14 protein-coding genes and 1 pseudogene are annotated in these 15,109 nt (G+C 49.5%); all 15 read left to right on the top strand.

Going from position 1 to position 15,109, the window contains the following annotated elements; translation table 11 throughout:
* Nucleotides 1-265 precede the first annotated feature (265 nt).
* Nucleotides 266-493 (top strand): AbrB/MazE/SpoVT family DNA-binding domain-containing protein, encoded by a 228-nt coding sequence (locus tag AB1552_12470; protein MEW6054582.1) that lies wholly within the window; start codon nt 266-268, stop codon nt 491-493.
* Complete coding sequence (locus AB1552_12465; protein ID MEW6054581.1) at nt 490-960, top strand: type II toxin-antitoxin system VapC family toxin; 471 nt, start codon at nt 490-492, stop codon at nt 958-960. The genes AB1552_12470 and AB1552_12465 overlap by 4 nt, the downstream gene beginning before the upstream one ends.
* 183 nt (nt 961-1,143) lie before the next feature.
* Complete coding sequence (locus AB1552_12460) at nt 1,144-1,371, top strand: hypothetical protein (GenBank protein MEW6054580.1); 228 nt, start codon at nt 1,144-1,146, stop codon at nt 1,369-1,371.
* A 99-nt stretch (nt 1,372-1,470) separates the two neighbouring features.
* On the top strand, nt 1,471-1,755 hold the full coding sequence (locus tag AB1552_12455) for a transposase (protein MEW6054579.1): 285 nt from the start codon (nt 1,471-1,473) through the stop codon (nt 1,753-1,755).
* Nucleotides 1,756-1,867: 112 nt separating this feature from the next.
* Nucleotides 1,868-3,520, top strand: coding sequence for an ammonia-forming cytochrome c nitrite reductase subunit c552 (locus tag AB1552_12450; protein MEW6054578.1), 1,653 nt, complete (start codon nt 1,868-1,870; stop codon nt 3,518-3,520).
* Complete coding sequence (locus AB1552_12445) at nt 3,517-3,909, top strand: hypothetical protein (protein ID MEW6054577.1); 393 nt, start codon at nt 3,517-3,519, stop codon at nt 3,907-3,909. The genes AB1552_12450 and AB1552_12445 overlap by 4 nt, the downstream gene beginning before the upstream one ends.
* Nucleotides 3,906-5,543 carry a Na/Pi symporter gene (locus tag AB1552_12440; protein ID MEW6054576.1) on the top strand — a complete coding sequence of 546 codons (1,638 nt, stop codon included), beginning with the start codon at nt 3,906-3,908 and terminating at the stop codon, nt 5,541-5,543. Before AB1552_12445 ends, AB1552_12440 begins: the two co-directional genes overlap by 4 nt.
* On the top strand, nt 5,540-7,093 hold the full coding sequence (locus AB1552_12435; protein ID MEW6054575.1) for an L-lactate permease: 1,554 nt from the start codon (nt 5,540-5,542) through the stop codon (nt 7,091-7,093). The genes AB1552_12440 and AB1552_12435 overlap by 4 nt, the downstream gene beginning before the upstream one ends.
* 202 nt (nt 7,094-7,295) lie before the next feature.
* Entirely contained in the window at nt 7,296-8,303 is a 1,008-nt protein-coding gene (locus AB1552_12430; protein ID MEW6054574.1) for a hydroxyacid dehydrogenase, read from the top strand.
* 403 nt (nt 8,304-8,706) lie between these two features.
* Nucleotides 8,707-9,645, top strand: coding sequence for a 1-phosphofructokinase family hexose kinase (locus tag AB1552_12425; GenBank protein MEW6054573.1), 939 nt, complete (start codon nt 8,707-8,709; stop codon nt 9,643-9,645).
* Between the two features lie 29 nt (nt 9,646-9,674).
* A complete protein-coding gene (gene glgP / locus AB1552_12420; protein ID MEW6054572.1) occupies nt 9,675-11,387 on the top strand; it encodes an alpha-glucan family phosphorylase in 1,713 nt (570 codons plus the stop codon).
* Nucleotides 11,388-11,523: 136 nt separating this feature from the next.
* On the top strand, nt 11,524-12,990 hold the full coding sequence (gene pyk, locus AB1552_12415) for a pyruvate kinase (protein ID MEW6054571.1): 1,467 nt from the start codon (nt 11,524-11,526) through the stop codon (nt 12,988-12,990).
* Nucleotides 12,991-13,057: 67 nt separating this feature from the next.
* A complete protein-coding gene (mgtE, locus tag AB1552_12410; GenBank protein MEW6054570.1) occupies nt 13,058-14,413 on the top strand; it encodes a magnesium transporter in 1,356 nt (451 codons plus the stop codon).
* 63 nt (nt 14,414-14,476) lie between these two features.
* A pseudogene (locus AB1552_12405) lies at nt 14,477-14,695 on the top strand (transposase).
* A 24-nt stretch (nt 14,696-14,719) separates the two neighbouring features.
* Nucleotides 14,720-15,109: M48 family metalloprotease (locus AB1552_12400; GenBank protein ID MEW6054569.1), on the top strand; the 390-nt coding region annotated here is incomplete at its 3' end.

Here is a 15,109-nt window from a genome sequence, read left to right as displayed (position 1 = left end):
AATGGAAGTCTCCGAATTGGCTGGTCGTGCGAAAATGATCGTTGCACATACTTGTCAATATCGTCAATATGCTTCAGCCTCGTTCATTACCCTATGGAGTCTATGACATCATCCTCACGTCCACTGAAAATCTATTAATCTATAAAATATTGAAATCAAGCAGAAAGAAAAATAGGATCTTTTATATGTCAATGAGAATAATTGACAAATTTATTTATAATCCTTACAATGAAAGTAAGGATTATATTCCTTACAGGAGGTGTTTATGCTGGCGGCAAAGGTTACATCCAAAGGACAGATAACAATCCCCAAGCAAGTGAGGGATAAGCTCGGAATTGAACCGGGAGAGGGGATAAGTTTTGTTGAAAAAAACGGTATTTTTTATATTAAAAAAGCAGTTCAAGAATCCCCTTTTGATAAATGGGTTGGAAAACTGAAAACACTTAAGGGTAAAAAATCTGATGCAATAACTGATGAACTGAGGGGCAGATGATAACAGCGATAGATACCAATATCTTACTTGACATACTGATACCTGATGAGGCTCATTTGACGTCCTCGAAAGAAATACTTAATGAATACCTGTCAAAGGGTCAGCTTATCATATGTGAGCTTGTATACGCCGAGTTAGCCTCTCAATTTTCAGATGAGCAGGAATTGCACGATTTTTTCTCAGACACGGGAATAAGGCTGATGCCCTCTAACAAAGAAATATTATACCGTGCGGGAAAAGCATGGAAAGAGTATGCCAGAAACAAAAAGATTGCTTTAGAGTGCTCCCATTGCGGCAAAGCTATCCCTGTTACCTGTCCTGAATGTAAATCCGCTGTCAAATTCAGGCAGCATATTATCAGTGATTTCATAATAGGTGCCCATGCTCTTGTTCATGCCAAACTTTTACTGACCAGAGACCGCGGATTCTATGGGACATATTTTAAAGACTTAAAGCTTGCCGAATGATTTATTGTTAAAGGTTCTTTCCCGAAAGATTAAAACCTCATACCCTTTTTTCCCCTAAATAATTCAGGTGTTCTTACGTCTTTCTCTTCGTCTTTTTCTGACATCCTGACGCCAAATAATTATCGTTTACTACGTATCAGTAATTTAAACCAATAATCACTAATAATCATGAAAGGAACATTTATGCCTGAAACCGATGAGCTTTTAGAGCAGATCGCAAAGCTTTTGAAATCCGGCTCAAAGAAAAGCTATGAGATCGCAGAGACGAACTTCAGAGTCGGCCAGATGATTTCGGAAGCATGCACAGATCAGGGAGAAGATGTTGTAAGTATAATCGCCGCGAGGATCAGTCAGAAAGGTATTCCTGTATCAGTCAATTTCCTCTTCGATGCTTACAGGATACGAACGTGACAAAAACGTGATAGAACATATATAAAACGGTAGAAACTGAGGTAGGATAGAAAAAGTGGACACCAAAGTTGGGTAAAATACAGAGACGGAGGTGTCAAGATGGCAAAGCAGAGGATTCCAAATGGTAAATACACAAAGGAGTTCAGAGAGGAAGCGGTAAAGTTAATCACAGAAGGCGGGTTGAGTATCCCTGAGGTTGGCCGCAGATTATCATTAGCTCCATTGACAATAACTTATTGGGTCAAGGCCCACAAAATCGGGAAGCTTGCTGAAGTAGGCAAGACACAGAAGCCGCTGACCGAAGTGGAGATGGAGAATTACAGACTCAAGAGAGAACTGGCAGAAGTGAAGATGGAGCTTCATGTAGTGAAGGAAGAGAAATGAAACCACAGAGGAAGAAGATTTTTCTGCTTGTTTTCAGGGAGAGTCTTCCCATGGCATGGATACAGTTTTCTGTGAACGTTGTAGTTAATTTTTCTGATTTAAAGGAGGGAATATGATCAGGAAAGTGCATTTGATTTTTGCGGTTTTCTTCATTATTGCCGGAGGTTATTTCGGCGTCTATGCCGAAAGAAAACCGGCTGCGGCAAAACCGGTTGACATTAATACATGTTATATATGCCACGGCGTTGTCAAAAACCTTCATATGTCTGGCAAGCATACAGCAGTTAATTGTTCTTCATGCCACAGCGGACTCGATAAGCATGCGGCAGCTCCAGGCCCCGCAAACAGGCCTGCAACAGACACCTCGTGGGAAACCTGCGGCCAATGTCACGGGGAGCAATATAACAGTTTTATGAAGGGCTCTTACCACAGACCCGCGAGGGATGAAAAATCCCAGCTTACAAACAGGGCGCCAAACCCCTTCTGGGACAGGATTATGATGGGACACAGTTTTACCAAAGAACATGCATTGACCCGCCCGCATTTGTGGATGCTTATCGATCACCTTGCAGTTGACAGGGCATACGGAGGACGGTTCCAGGGCAGGAACGGCTGGCAGTATATTCTTGAAAAAGGAAAAGCATGGGATGTGCTTGTGGACAGATATCCTGAAACCGGAGAACATAAAACTTTTATACCGCAAAGCGCGGCAGCTGCAAATCCTGTCTGCCTCCAGTGCAAGTCCCAGGACCACATTCTTAATTGGGCTTATATGGGGGACCCGGGAAAGGGTGCAAAATGGTCGAGGACATCCAATGTGGTCGAACTCGCAAGGACTTTACAGCACGGAATAAACTGTTATCACTGCCACGACCCGCATGCCGCAAAACCACGGATTGTGATGGATGCATTAATCGATGCCCTCGCGAGACCTGAGCAGGATACACTGTGGCATAAGGATCCGAACAGGACAGAGATACAGATTGTGGAAATGGGTATGAGAGGGTATACGAGGAAGATAGCACTGCTTGACAGGTATGACACAAAGCTTCAATGCGGTCAATGCCATGTGGAGTATACCTGCAACCCCGGCTATGACCTCAGAAATCCCGATATTTCTCAATATACCGTCACAATGGAGGACAGGAGGACAAACCACATCCCCTATAAAGAGGTCTTTGATCTTTATGAACATTATGTGAATAAAACCGCTTTTCTTGACTTTCAGCATGCGCTTACCGGCGGACTTCTCTGGAAAGGGCAGCACCCCGAAGCCGAGACTTATTACAACTCGAAACATTCAAGGGCAGGAGCCGGTTGCAATGATTGCCACGCGCCAAAGATAAAGAATCCGGAATCCGGGAAGATTTATACCTCGCATGTGCCTTTAACCCCGAGAGTTCATCTCAAGGAAACCTGCCTGAAATGCCATCCCTTATGGACGGAGGAGATGGCAACCTATGCAATCGACTCTATAAAGGCATATACGAAGGGAAGGATGAGGAAGGCGGAATTCTGGCTCTCTGAACTCATTGATAAGATTGTTGAGGCAAAAAAAGGGGGGGTGGATAAAGAGACAATCAAGAAAGCACAGGACCAACATCTCAGGGCACATATTCTGTGGGAATGGTGGACTGCGGAAAACTCCGACGGCTTCCATAATCCGGAGGCAGCAAGGGAATCCTTAACGCGCTCTATTGATGAGTCGCAAAAGGGAATCAGAATTATTAGTGAAGCGATGGCTCCAGGGAGAAAAAGCAATTGATCTTATTTGAAGACATGTTCCACGAAATAGCAGTCCTGCTTTTAATCGCTTCGGTGGTGAGCGCGCTGATCCTCCGTATGCGCCAGCCACTTATTGTCGCCTATATAATTGTAGGAATTCTCGTCGGCCCGTCTGTTTTGCCGTTAAGCTGGTCGCAATGGATAGTCAGCACCATTCCTCAGCTCGACATCAACCTGTCGCTGCTTGATGCCGTAAAACATCATGGATATCAGGGCCGGAAAGCTGTTGTATCTTATACGGATTATGATAGTGAAATGCTTGAGAAGGCTGGAGCTGATCTTATACTGTCACCCTTCGTCGATTCTGCCAGAGATGCTGCAGAAAGAATTGCCGCAGGAGAAAGCCGCCAAACGAAAGGTGTTTCATGACAGTCCTGGTCTTCAAACTTTTGGGCGGCATCGGACTGTTCCTTATGGGGATGGTGTTGCTGGCAGACGGGATAAAGTCGTTTGCCGGGGATGCCCTGCGCACCGCCCTGGTCCGGTTTACCGGAAGACCGTTTAAGGCTTTTACCTCCGGAGCCCTTATTACGGCGATAGTTCAGTCATCGAGCGCAACTACTGTTGCGGTAATCGGGTTCGTCAGCGCCGGACTGCTGACTTTCCCGCAGGCGGTCGGCGTGGTTCTCGGAGCGAGTCTCGGAACGACCAGCACTGGTTGGATCGTCTCGGTGCTCGGTCTGAAGGTGAGTATAGGATTCTATGCATTGCCCCTGGTCGGCGTCGGGGCATTTATAAAATTACTGGCACGCGGCAGATGGAAATCATTCGGGCTCGCGCTGGCGGGATTCGGACTGATTTTCATCGGAATAGAAACTTTGCAGGACGGTATGCAGGGGCTGTCCGGTGTTTTCAATCTCGCCGAACTTCCGTCCGCAGGGGTGTTCAGGCATATACTCATGGTTGTTATCGGAATCGCCATGACGGTTGTAATGCAGTCATCAAGTGCCGCAATCGCAACCACTTTGACGGCGTTGCATACCGCATCGATAAACTTCGAGCAGGCAGCATATCTGGTTATCGGAGCAGCGATCGGAACGACGGTAACCGGCGTTTTGGCCTCTATAGGAGCGGGTGTTTCAACAAGGCGCACTGCGCTGGCGCATGTGATGTTCAATGTTATTACAGGTATTATTGCCCTGATGATGCTTCCTGTTTTTTTGCGTGTGATTGGATGGGCGCAGATACATATGGAACTCGAGCCCGGTGCGACAAGTCTTGCAGCGTTTCATACCTCCTTCATTGCGGTAGGAGTAGTATTATTTTTGCCCTTTGTTGATCAATTCTCACGATGGATAGAGCGTCTTTTGCCCGAGGAAGGACCGGAACTGACGCGTCATCTCGATGCTGCGGTCCTGAATGTTCCCGCTGTGGCGCTTGAGGCCACGCGCCGCGCCCTGAGCGAGACAGCCTGTGAAATGTTCGGCGTTATTCGCGGCAGGCTCGGCGATCCCGGGAAAGGCGTATCCGGTTTTTACAGCACGGAATTAGAGCAGGCGCTTGATAAGACGCAAGATTTTCTTGCAAGGATTCCTCCTGTGGCAGAGGACCAGCCATTGTCGCATTCCAGTCTGGCCCAGATGCATGCCATAGATCATCTTATGCGGCTTCGGCCTTATCTTTATCCGCCTTCTGTTTTGGGAAAGACGGGGGCTTATGAGCATCTTCAAACGGAGATAGCACTTTGCCGGGAGATTCTGGAGGTCTCGGAAAACGGATTGCGTGGACACATGCCGCCGGAATGGCTGGAGATTCTTGAACGGAAGTCGATGGAGTTGTCGGAAATGCACCAGCAGGGACGAGCCGCTGTTCTCAGACAGACCGCCGGCGGCAACGGGGAACCTGCTCTGGCGCTAAATATACTTGACGCGATGAGATGGCTTAACCGCGCCGGATATCATGCATGGCGCATATGCAATTATCTCGGGGGACGGAACAATGAAGATGCGCCTGTAGCAGAGGAGAAGACGCAAATGGAAGATTTGATGAGGAATGAAGAATGAACCTCGCAACGCAGGGGATTCTGGCAATTCTGCCTGTTATAACCATTATGGTGATCATGCTCGTGTTCAGGTGGTCTGCTGCCAGAGCCGGAGTCATCGGTTTGTTCGTGACGGTTCTCCTGTCCTGGCTGGTTTTCGGCTTCGGCAGCGACGTTTACGGTAATATCGGAACAGTTGCGGCAATGGGGGGCGCTCTCTCTGAAGCGGTATTCACCTCAACCACCATCTTATGGATCATCTTTCCCGCTCTCTGCATTCATCATCTGCAGGTTCATACCGGAGCAATCGATACCGTGAAGTTGAAAACTGCGTCTCTGTCAACAGATCCGCGAATCGCAGCTCTCTTGATTTTCTGGTTCTTCGCCCTGTTCATCGAAGGTTTGGCGGGGTTTGGGACGCCTGTCGCCCTGACCGCGCCCTTTCTTGTGAGCATGGGGTTTCGTCCGGTTGACTCAGTGGCGCTGGCCCTAATCGGACACTCGGTTGGAGTTTCTTTCGGAGCTGTCGGAACCCCGATTCTGCCGCAGATTGCTTCAACAGGATTTGACGGACTCGAATTGTCCGGAGCTACAGGTTTGTACCATGGGATTCTGGGCTGGGTCATGATCTTAATTGCGATGTTTATGGTTACAAAGTCCATGCAAGTCAGGAAAGACGCTTCAGGTCATATATGGGTCTGGACTTTTCTTGCCGCTGTCCTCTTTCTATTCCCGTTTTTTGGAATCTCAAGATGGGTCGGTCCGGAGTTGCCCACGCTCGGCGGGGCCTTATTTGGGGGATTGGGTTTTGTTGCCATACTGAAAATCGCCGGGGGTGGAAACAAACAGTCTGAAAATGGACCGCCGGCAAAAGATATCAGGGGATCACGGGGGAAATTATTGCGTGTGACCGCCCCCTATTGGATTCTCGTATCGCTTATCCTCATAACACGTCTTATACCTGGGGTCAGAGAGGTGCTCAATTCTTTTGCGTGGGAATGGACTCTGCTCGATACGTTTCACGGGAGGTTCGAGCCTTTTTATCACCCCGGAACCATGCTGTTTGTGGGGTTTGTTGCCGGCGCACTCGTGCAGCGTGCAGGACAAGCTGATATGAAAGCGGCTGTTTCCCAGTCCATCAAAAAGCTCCTGCCGGTAACAATTGCTCTTGTTGCCATGCTGAGTCTTTCCCGTATCATGATTCATTCGGGTATGATCGATTCTCTCTCTGCAGGAGCCGCCCATGCAGCGGGAAGTTTCTGGCCGATTCTTTCTCCAATGGTCGGGGTGCTGGGAACATTTGTAACCGGCTCGGCCACAGCCTCAAATATTCTGTTTACCGATTTCCAGCAGACGGTTGCGCGGAATCTTGGCCTTCCTGTTCTCACCATGATCGGGGCGCAGGGTTTCGGGGCAGCAGTAGGCAACATCATCTGCCCGCATAACATTATCGCCGGAGGGGCTACGGTAGGTCTGGCCGGCCAGGAGGGAAAGATACTGGGGAAAACAATTTTGGCATGTTCGGTCTATTCGCTTTTGGGCGGACTACTGGCAATTTGGCTGACACGATGAACTGGAAGTTTCCCGGAAATGTAAAAAGTCATATGAAAAAGTTAATAGAGAAACTAATAGCCAAACCCCTGCATGCTATTTTGAGCACTGCGCTCGAAATGACAGGCAGCAAATGGATAGAAATGACACGACAGTTATATCAGAGCAAGTAAGACACAAAACTTTTGAATCTTCCGGGTTTTCCCGGAAAGGAGGTCCGCTGATGAAAATCGTTGTTTTTGAGGTGGAGGAATGGGAACGCCCTTCGTTTGACAGACTGGGAGATGAACATGAAATCATATTTGTGGGTGACATGCTTACAAAGGACAACGTAAAGCAGTATGCGGATGCAGAAGTCGTTGCCCCCTTTATCTACTCGGATCTTTCCGCTGAAGTTCTTAAAAATCTGACTTACCTGAAACTGGTCGCCACCCGGTCAACCGGTTTCGATCATATCGATCTTGATTACTGCAAAGATAATGGTATAACAGTCTGTAATGTTCCTGTATACGGAGACAATACAGTCGCAGAGCATGTATTTGGACTTCTTCTGGCAATAAGCCACAATCTGATTGCTGCAGTCGACCGGACGAGGAGGGGGGATTTTTCCCAGACGGGCCTCCAGGGATTCGATCTGCTCGGCAAAACACTGGGCGTTATCGGAACAGGGAGCATAGGCCGGTGTGTTATCGAAATAGCCAAGGGGTTCCGCATGAATGTCGTGGCCTTTGACGTGAAACAGGACGAGGAAATGGCATCCAGTCTGGGGTTCCGCTATCTGACACTGGATGAGCTTTTTGCGACTTCCGATATCATAACCCTTCACGTCCCTTCCAATGAGAAGACGCGCAATCTTATTTCCGTTAAGGCGTTTGCAAAGATGAAAGACGGTGTTGTCTTGATCAATACCGCCCGGGGTGATATAGTTGACGTAAAAGCACTTGTAAAAGCGATTGGCGACGGCAAGGTAGCTGCGGCAGGTCTCGATGTGCTGCCCGACGAGTCGGTTATCCGTGAAGAGGCGGAATTGCTGTATTCGGTGTACCGGAAAAAGTGCGTTTTAGATACCCTGCTGGCCAACCACATTCTTTTGCGTCTGCGCAACGTGATCATTACCCCTCACAGCGCATTCAACACGCGCGAGGCTGTCGAACGCATTCTGAATACAACAGTAGAGAATATTATTTCTTTTATGAAGGGCGAAGCCGGGAATGTGGTTGCAAGGAAATGAGAGGGTAGAATATCGCGGTTCGGTCGCTTATTCCAAAGAGTCCGCAAGGCATTCGGGATTTAACAAAGGGAGTTTACCCGCCTCTGGCGGCGCCAAAGGCGACCAGGGGTCAGGAGGGCTTTTATAATTAACGACTTCATACTTATGACACGATTAGTAAAAGAGAAAGGAGAGCAATCATGGCTAAAAAGAGAACAATCAGAGTGGGAATCAACGGCTTCGGAAGAATAGGTCGTTCAGCTTTCAAGCAGTTCTCGGAAAAGCGATGATGCTTGCGTTGGAAACCGATGGCGTTCGGGAAGTTGTCTCCACACTTCAGGTGAAGTAAGCTGTCTCGTTTCGTTATGGGGGCGGTCTGAGTCTGACTCCGACAGTGTAAGACAAATAAACGGAGGCGTGTTCAATGAAAGAAATAATTGCCTTTACGATGAACCCTGCAATCGACAAGAGTTCGAGTGTTGATCATGTTATTGCGGAACGGAAGCTCTACTGCAAAGCTCCGCGTTTTGAACCGGGAGGAGGGGGCGTTAATGTTGCCCGGGCGATAAAAAAGCTTGGAGGAGAATCGTTGCTTCTCTTTCCCTCAGGTGGACTGACAGGACACAGGCTGACAGACCTGCTGGATCGGGAAGGCATAATCCACAGGTCGCTTCCCATAGAGGGAATGATCCGGGAGAATCTTGTTATTCTCGATGAATCCACGGGACAACAATATCGCTTTGGTATGCCGGGACCGATTTTTCGCGATGAGGAATGGAAACGATGTCTCCATGAGCTGTCCGCTATCAGTCCCAAACCCGATTACCTGGTCGCCAGCGGAAGTCTTCCTCCGGGTCTGCCGGATGACATTTACGCACAGGTGGCACGCAGCGGCAAAGACAATGGGGTGAGAGTAATCGTTGATGCTTCCGGTAAAGCCCTGAATCTGGCGCTGCAGGAAGGCGTCTATCTCATTAAGCCGAATGTTCGTGAATTCAAAGACTTGATAGGGAAAGATATCAAAGAGGAATCGCAGATAAAGGCGGAGGCCCGAAAGATGGTAAAAAGCGGCCGCTGCGAAGTGCTGGTCATTTCTCTCGGCGCTGCAGGCGCTTTGTTGGCTTCCGGGAATACTGCCGAACATATATCGGCGCCTACCGTGCCGATCGTCAGCAAGGTCGGGGCCGGAGACAGCATGGTGGCCGGTATGGTCCTGAGCCTTGCCCAGGGGAAACCGCTGCGGGAATCCGTACTGTTCGGGATGGCAGCCGGAGCTGCCGCTGTCATGACCCCGGGCTCGGAGCTGTGCCGGAGGGAAGATACCGTGCGGCTGTATCAGGAAATGATTTCAGAGGCTGACTAATTTTTATTATGAAGAATCAGGGGGTCAATATGGTTCAGAAAGCGAACGAACAGCGGACAGTCGCCTATTTCTCAATGGAAATAGGGATTGATGAGAAGATTCACACTTACAGCGGTGGCTTGGGGGTGCTGGCCGGAGACACGATCCGCTCCGCGGCCGATCTCAAGGTTCCTATGGTTGCGGTCACGCTACTCTACCGCAAAGGGTACTTCCGACAGAAACTCCTGCCGGATGGCTGGCAGGAAGAACAACCTTCGCCATGGGCAGTCGAGGAACTGCTTCACGAGGAGTCCCGGAGAGTATGGGTCCTCGTAGAAGGGCGAACCGTTCATCTTCGGGCCTGGCGATATGAAGTCAAGGGGGTTGGTGGCTTTAGAGCACCGATCTATTTCCTGGACGCCGATCTGCCCGAGAATTCGGAATGGGACCGCGAACTGACTCAATCCCTGTACGGCGGGGACGAACACTACCGACTGTCGCAGGAAGTGATTCTGGGCATCGGCGGAGTCAGGATGCTTCGCGCCCTGGGCTATGAGAACATCCAAAGTTTCCATCTGAACGAAGGGCACGCAGCTCTCCTGACGCTTGAGCTGCTGGACGAGGAGGCGAAAAGGGCCGGCAGGAGATCGCTTGCTAAAGACGACGCGGAAGCAGTGCGGAAACAATGTGTTTTTACGACGCATACCCCTGTTCCTGCCGGGCACGATAAGTTTCCCATCGATCTCGCACGAAAAGTGATCGGAGACAGGGATGATTTCTTTGGAATAGATGGGGTACTTTACGAGGGGAACATTCTGAATATGACTTATCTGGCCCTCAACCTGAGCAGCTATGTCAACGGGGTGGCCCAAAAACATGGAGAGGTCTCCCGGCTGATGTTCGCCGGCTATTCCATCGAGGCGATAACCAACGGCGTTCATGCGGCCACCTGGGTCTCGGAACCGTTCCGGGAACTTTTCGATCGGCATATCCCCATCTGGCAACAGGACAATTTCAGCCTTCGCTATGCCCTGAGCATTCCGAAGCAGGAGGTGTGGGATGCCCATATGCAAGCCAAAAAAAGGCTGATTGGCTTTGTCAACAGGGAAACCGGCGCCGGGATGGATGAGAACGTGCTGACCATCGGCTTTGCCCGGAGGGCCACGACCTACAAAAGAGCCGACCTTCTATTCCATGACTTGGACCGTCTGAGGAGGATTTCTGCAGAAACCGGCAAAATCCAGGTGATCTATGCCGGCAAGGCACACCCGCGGGATCAAGGTGGAAAGGAACTCATCAAGCGGATTTTCCGGGCGAAGCAAGCCCTCGCAAACGATATCAAGATCGCGTACCTCGAGGATTACAACATGACGCTGGGGGCGATGATAACCTCAGGGGTCGACATCTGGTTGAACACCCCCGAGCCTCCAATGGAGGCCTCGGGAACCAGCGGGATGAAAGCAGCTCTCAACGGCGTTCCCAACCTGAGCGTGCTGGACGGCTGGTGGATCGAGGGGCATATCGAAGGGTTGACCGGCTGGTCCATCGGCGATATCGCCCGGGGAAAGGGAGAAAATCGCGACCACTCTCTGGATGTTGCGACCCTGTACGACAAAATGGAACAGGCCATTGTTCCCCTCTTCTACCGCGACCGGGAGCGGTTCGTCGACGTGATGATCTACTCCATCGCCATCAACGGTTCGTTCTTCAATACCCACAGGATGATGCAGGAATATGTGCTCAATGCCTATTTTAGCCGCTGAGGAGGATATGTTATTATGTTGAGAATTAACGACATAGAAAAGCTGATTGGTTCCGACGCCAAATCGTTACTGCAACATCAACCCAAAGTTCCCAAAGAGAATTTGTACCTGATAAGCAGCAAAGAGGAAAATTGCTATGAACTTACCGGATCATAAAACTAAGATCGTCTGTACCATAGGGCCGGCCTCCCGTTCTGAGGCTGTTCTGGAGGAATTGGTCAAGAAGGGAATGAATGTGGCACGGCTCAATTTCGCTCATGGTACTCTAAAAACGCATAAGGAGGATATCCGGCGTATCCGCGCTGTAGCGGTCAAACTCCAGCGTTATTGTCTGATTATGGTTGATCTTCCCGGCCCAAAGATCCGCATAGGAAAACTCCGGGATGACTCACTTTTATTGGAAAAAGGGGATAAGGTAATTCTGACCATTAGAGACATCCTTGGAACTCCTGACCGCATACCCGTAGAATACAAGAGACTGCCTGAAAGCGTATCACCGGGAAGCCTTATTTTCCTCAACGACGGATTTATACAATTAAAGGTAGAAAAGATATCGGCAGATGAAGTCTTCTGCCGTACGATTATCGGCGGCCCGTTACTTTCCCATAAAGGATTAAATCTTCCGGGTGTAAAGATATTTACAGATGTGGTATCGGAAAGCGATCTCATGTTCGTTGATTTTGCTCTGGCTGAGGGAATTGATACCTTTGGGATCTCATTCGTGGAATCTGCGGATGACATTATGAAGCTGAGGGAGTTTACAGGAAAAAAAGGGAAGTCTGTCCATGTAGTGGCAAAAATTGAACGGGCAGAAGCAATCAATAACATCGACGAAATACTCGATGCAGCAGACGCGATCATGATTGCCCGCGGTGACATGGGGGTGCAGATTCCCCTGGAGGATGTTCCGGCAGTGCAGAAGAAACTGATCCATCAGGCAAATTTATTGGGACGTCCGGTTATAACGGCAACCCAAATGCTGGTAACAATGACGGAAAATATCCGGCCAACCCGCGCCGAGGTGTCCGACGTGGCGAATGCGGTCTTGGACGGAACAGACGCTGTCATGCTTTCTGAAGAAACCGCAATCGGGCGTTATCCGGTTGAATCAGTCGAAATGATGGCCAAAATTGTATCCTCAGCCGAGCGGGAACGGGTAGCCATTAATGATCTCTCCGATTTGCACGCTTACTTCAGAAAAGGGGCGAGCCGCGGTGAATCCAAGCATGGAGATGTCCTTTCGCTCAATGCAGTTGAAGCCGCGCAGGCTTTAAAGATTCATTATATAATTGTTCCGGTGCAAAACGGAACCGCCCCTTGCCTGATATCCAGATTCAAACCTGACTGCTGGATACTTTTATTCGGCGGCAACGAAGCTTTGAACAATTTTCTCAACCTGTCATATGGGGTCTCCCCTATCTACCTGGAACGTGAAACGGGAACCCGGCTAGATGCGATTATGGAATTCATGGAGAAATCGGGATTTGCTAAAGAAGATGACCGGCTGATCTTTGTCGAAGGGACACTTGCCGGGGAGATGGCTGGTGTCGACTCGCTGAGAATCATAACGACTCGATCAGACAACAGAAGGATGGAGGGTTAGTGCCTACGACACGTTGCTTATATGGATAGGGATCGCACTCTGCATATCACAAAAGGAGGTGAACGGCATGACAGATCAAGATGCACTGAACTCGAGGATTAAGGAATTGATCGAAAAGCGCGACTGGGCGGAGCTCCGTGGGCTACTTTCTGAATTGCCGGCCCCTGATATAGCCGATATGCTGCGGCGTATCGAGAAACCGGATCGCGTTCTCATCTTCCGGATGTTCCCGCGACAATTGTCTTCGGAAATCTTCTCTTATCTGGAGTCTCAGGACAAGGACACTTTTTTAAAAGAGTTGACGAATGAGGAGACACAACAGATATTATCGAATCTCAGTCCGGATGACAGGGCACAATTTTTTGAAGAGCTCCCAGGGCGGGCAATTCAGAGGCTTTTGAATTTGCTCAACCCGGATGACCGCAGGGAGACCCTTCAGTTGCTCGGGTATCCCGAAGAAAGTGTCGGAAGGCTGATGACACCGGACTACGTGGCTGTGCGGTCCAACTGGTCCGTCGGACAGGCACTTGAACATATCCGCCTAAAAGGGAAGGACAGCGAGACAATTAATGTTGTGCATGTCACGGACGATTCGTGGGTGCTTTTGGATGCGCTGAGCTTAAGGAAATTTATTCTCGCGAAGCCGGATGACCCCGTGAGCGGTATCATGGATTACACCTTTGTGAGTGTTTCAGCTTTTGAAGACCGTGAGCAGGCGGTTAAAATGATACAGCGTTATGACCTGGTCGCGCTGCCCGTTGTAGATTCGGAAGGGGTCATGCTCGGCATTGTGACAGTCGACGACGTAATGGACGTTGCACAGGAAGAGGCCACCGAGGACTTTCACAAAGTGGCGGCAGTAGAGCCTCTTAAAACGAGCTACAGTGAATCAAGCATATGGGTCCTCTACCGCAAAAGGATCGTCTGGCTTATGGTATTGCTCATCGTGAACCTGGTTGCATCAAGCGTAATCGCTGCTTATGAAGAGGTACTGCTTTCTACGATCGCACTGGCATTTTTCATACCGCTCCTCATCGCTACGGGAGGAAATGCCGGAGCACAATCATCCACTCTCATGGTCCGCGCTATCGCAACAGGCGACATCAAACTTGGCCAATGGTTCTGGGCGCTTGGAAGAGAGATGACCGTGGCAGGGTTTTTAGGAGTCACCATGGGGGTTGCAAGCTCGATACTCGGCCTCTTCAGGGGTGGTCCCGAAATCGGGCTGATAGTCGGACTTGCAATGGTTTTATTGGTTTTTGTGTCGAACTTCATCGGGGTGGTGCTTCCTTTTATGATAACAAAATTTGGCCTGGACCCGGCAGTAGTAAGCAATCCGCTGATAACATCGGTAGCTGATGTCGCGGGGTTGCTCATCTATTTTTCAATTGCCACGCGGCTTCTCGGCACTGCGCTGCAATGAAGTTCCTTCTGTTTTTGCTATACTTAAAACGATAGAGTTCGTAGCAATAGAAACGGAAGTCAGACGCGATGGATCTTCGACACGCTTAAAGGAATTGGAATTGAAGTATATGTGGTCAATCCGAATAAAGTAAAGCTGATAGCGGAGACGAAGAGGAAGACTGATAAGGTAGATGCGAAGGTATTGGCGGAACTGCTGAGGATTGATGGTTTGCCTGAGAGGATACATATGGTGGAAGGTCAAAGCAGAGAACTGAGAGACCTGTTGAGGGCGCTTGACTGAAGCCACTATTCATGGGAGGGAACAATGCGCAGAGTAATGTATTTCTTGATCACCAACATCGCGATATTGATAGTATTGAGCATAGTGCTGAGAGTGCTCGGTGTCGAACCTTATATAACACCGTACGGTTTGAATTATCAATCGCTGCTGATTTTTGCAGCAGTATTCGGCATGGGCGGAGCCTTCATAAGCCTTGCGCTCTCGAAGTGGAGCGCAAAGAGACTTACAAGGGCGCAGGTGATCACTTCGCCTGCAAGTGAAACAGAGCGTTGGCTCGTCAAAACGATAGGAGAACTTGCTTCCAGGGCGGGCATAGGAATGCCCGAGGTTGCCATATTTCCCTCTGATGACATGAATGCGTTTGCAACTGGCATGAAGCGGAACAACGCCCTTGTAGCTGTCTCAAACGGGATG

This window comes from Nitrospirota bacterium (genome assembly GCA_040754395.1).
In the GTDB taxonomy this organism is placed as follows: Bacteria; Nitrospirota; Thermodesulfovibrionia; order Thermodesulfovibrionales; family SM23-35; genus JBFMCL01.
The sequence above is the reverse complement of the archived record's forward strand: the minus strand, read 5'-3'. Positions and strand labels throughout refer to the sequence as shown.

Excerpts from the sequence above, each read along its gene's own strand:
- AB1552_12460 (MEW6054580.1), top strand. The coding sequence starts at position 1,144 with ATGCCTGAAACCGATGAGCTTTTAGAGCAGATCGCAAAGCTTTTGAAA.
- AB1552_12470 (MEW6054582.1), top strand. The coding sequence starts at position 266 with ATGCTGGCGGCAAAGGTTACATCCAAAGGACAGATAACAATCCCCAAG.
- AB1552_12435 (MEW6054575.1), top strand. The coding sequence starts at position 5,540 with ATGAACCTCGCAACGCAGGGGATTCTGGCAATTCTGCCTGTTATAACC.
- glgP (MEW6054572.1), top strand. The coding sequence starts at position 9,675 with ATGGTTCAGAAAGCGAACGAACAGCGGACAGTCGCCTATTTCTCAATG.
- AB1552_12455 (MEW6054579.1), top strand. The coding sequence starts at position 1,471 with ATGGCAAAGCAGAGGATTCCAAATGGTAAATACACAAAGGAGTTCAGA.
- pyk (MEW6054571.1), top strand. The coding sequence starts at position 11,524 with ATGAACTTACCGGATCATAAAACTAAGATCGTCTGTACCATAGGGCCG.
- AB1552_12440 (MEW6054576.1), top strand. The coding sequence starts at position 3,906 with ATGACAGTCCTGGTCTTCAAACTTTTGGGCGGCATCGGACTGTTCCTT.
- AB1552_12425 (MEW6054573.1), top strand. The coding sequence starts at position 8,707 with ATGAAAGAAATAATTGCCTTTACGATGAACCCTGCAATCGACAAGAGT.
- AB1552_12465 (MEW6054581.1), top strand. The coding sequence starts at position 490 with ATGATAACAGCGATAGATACCAATATCTTACTTGACATACTGATACCT.
- AB1552_12430 (MEW6054574.1), top strand. The coding sequence starts at position 7,296 with ATGAAAATCGTTGTTTTTGAGGTGGAGGAATGGGAACGCCCTTCGTTT.
- mgtE (MEW6054570.1), top strand. The coding sequence starts at position 13,058 with ATGACAGATCAAGATGCACTGAACTCGAGGATTAAGGAATTGATCGAA.
- AB1552_12450 (MEW6054578.1), top strand. The coding sequence starts at position 1,868 with ATGATCAGGAAAGTGCATTTGATTTTTGCGGTTTTCTTCATTATTGCC.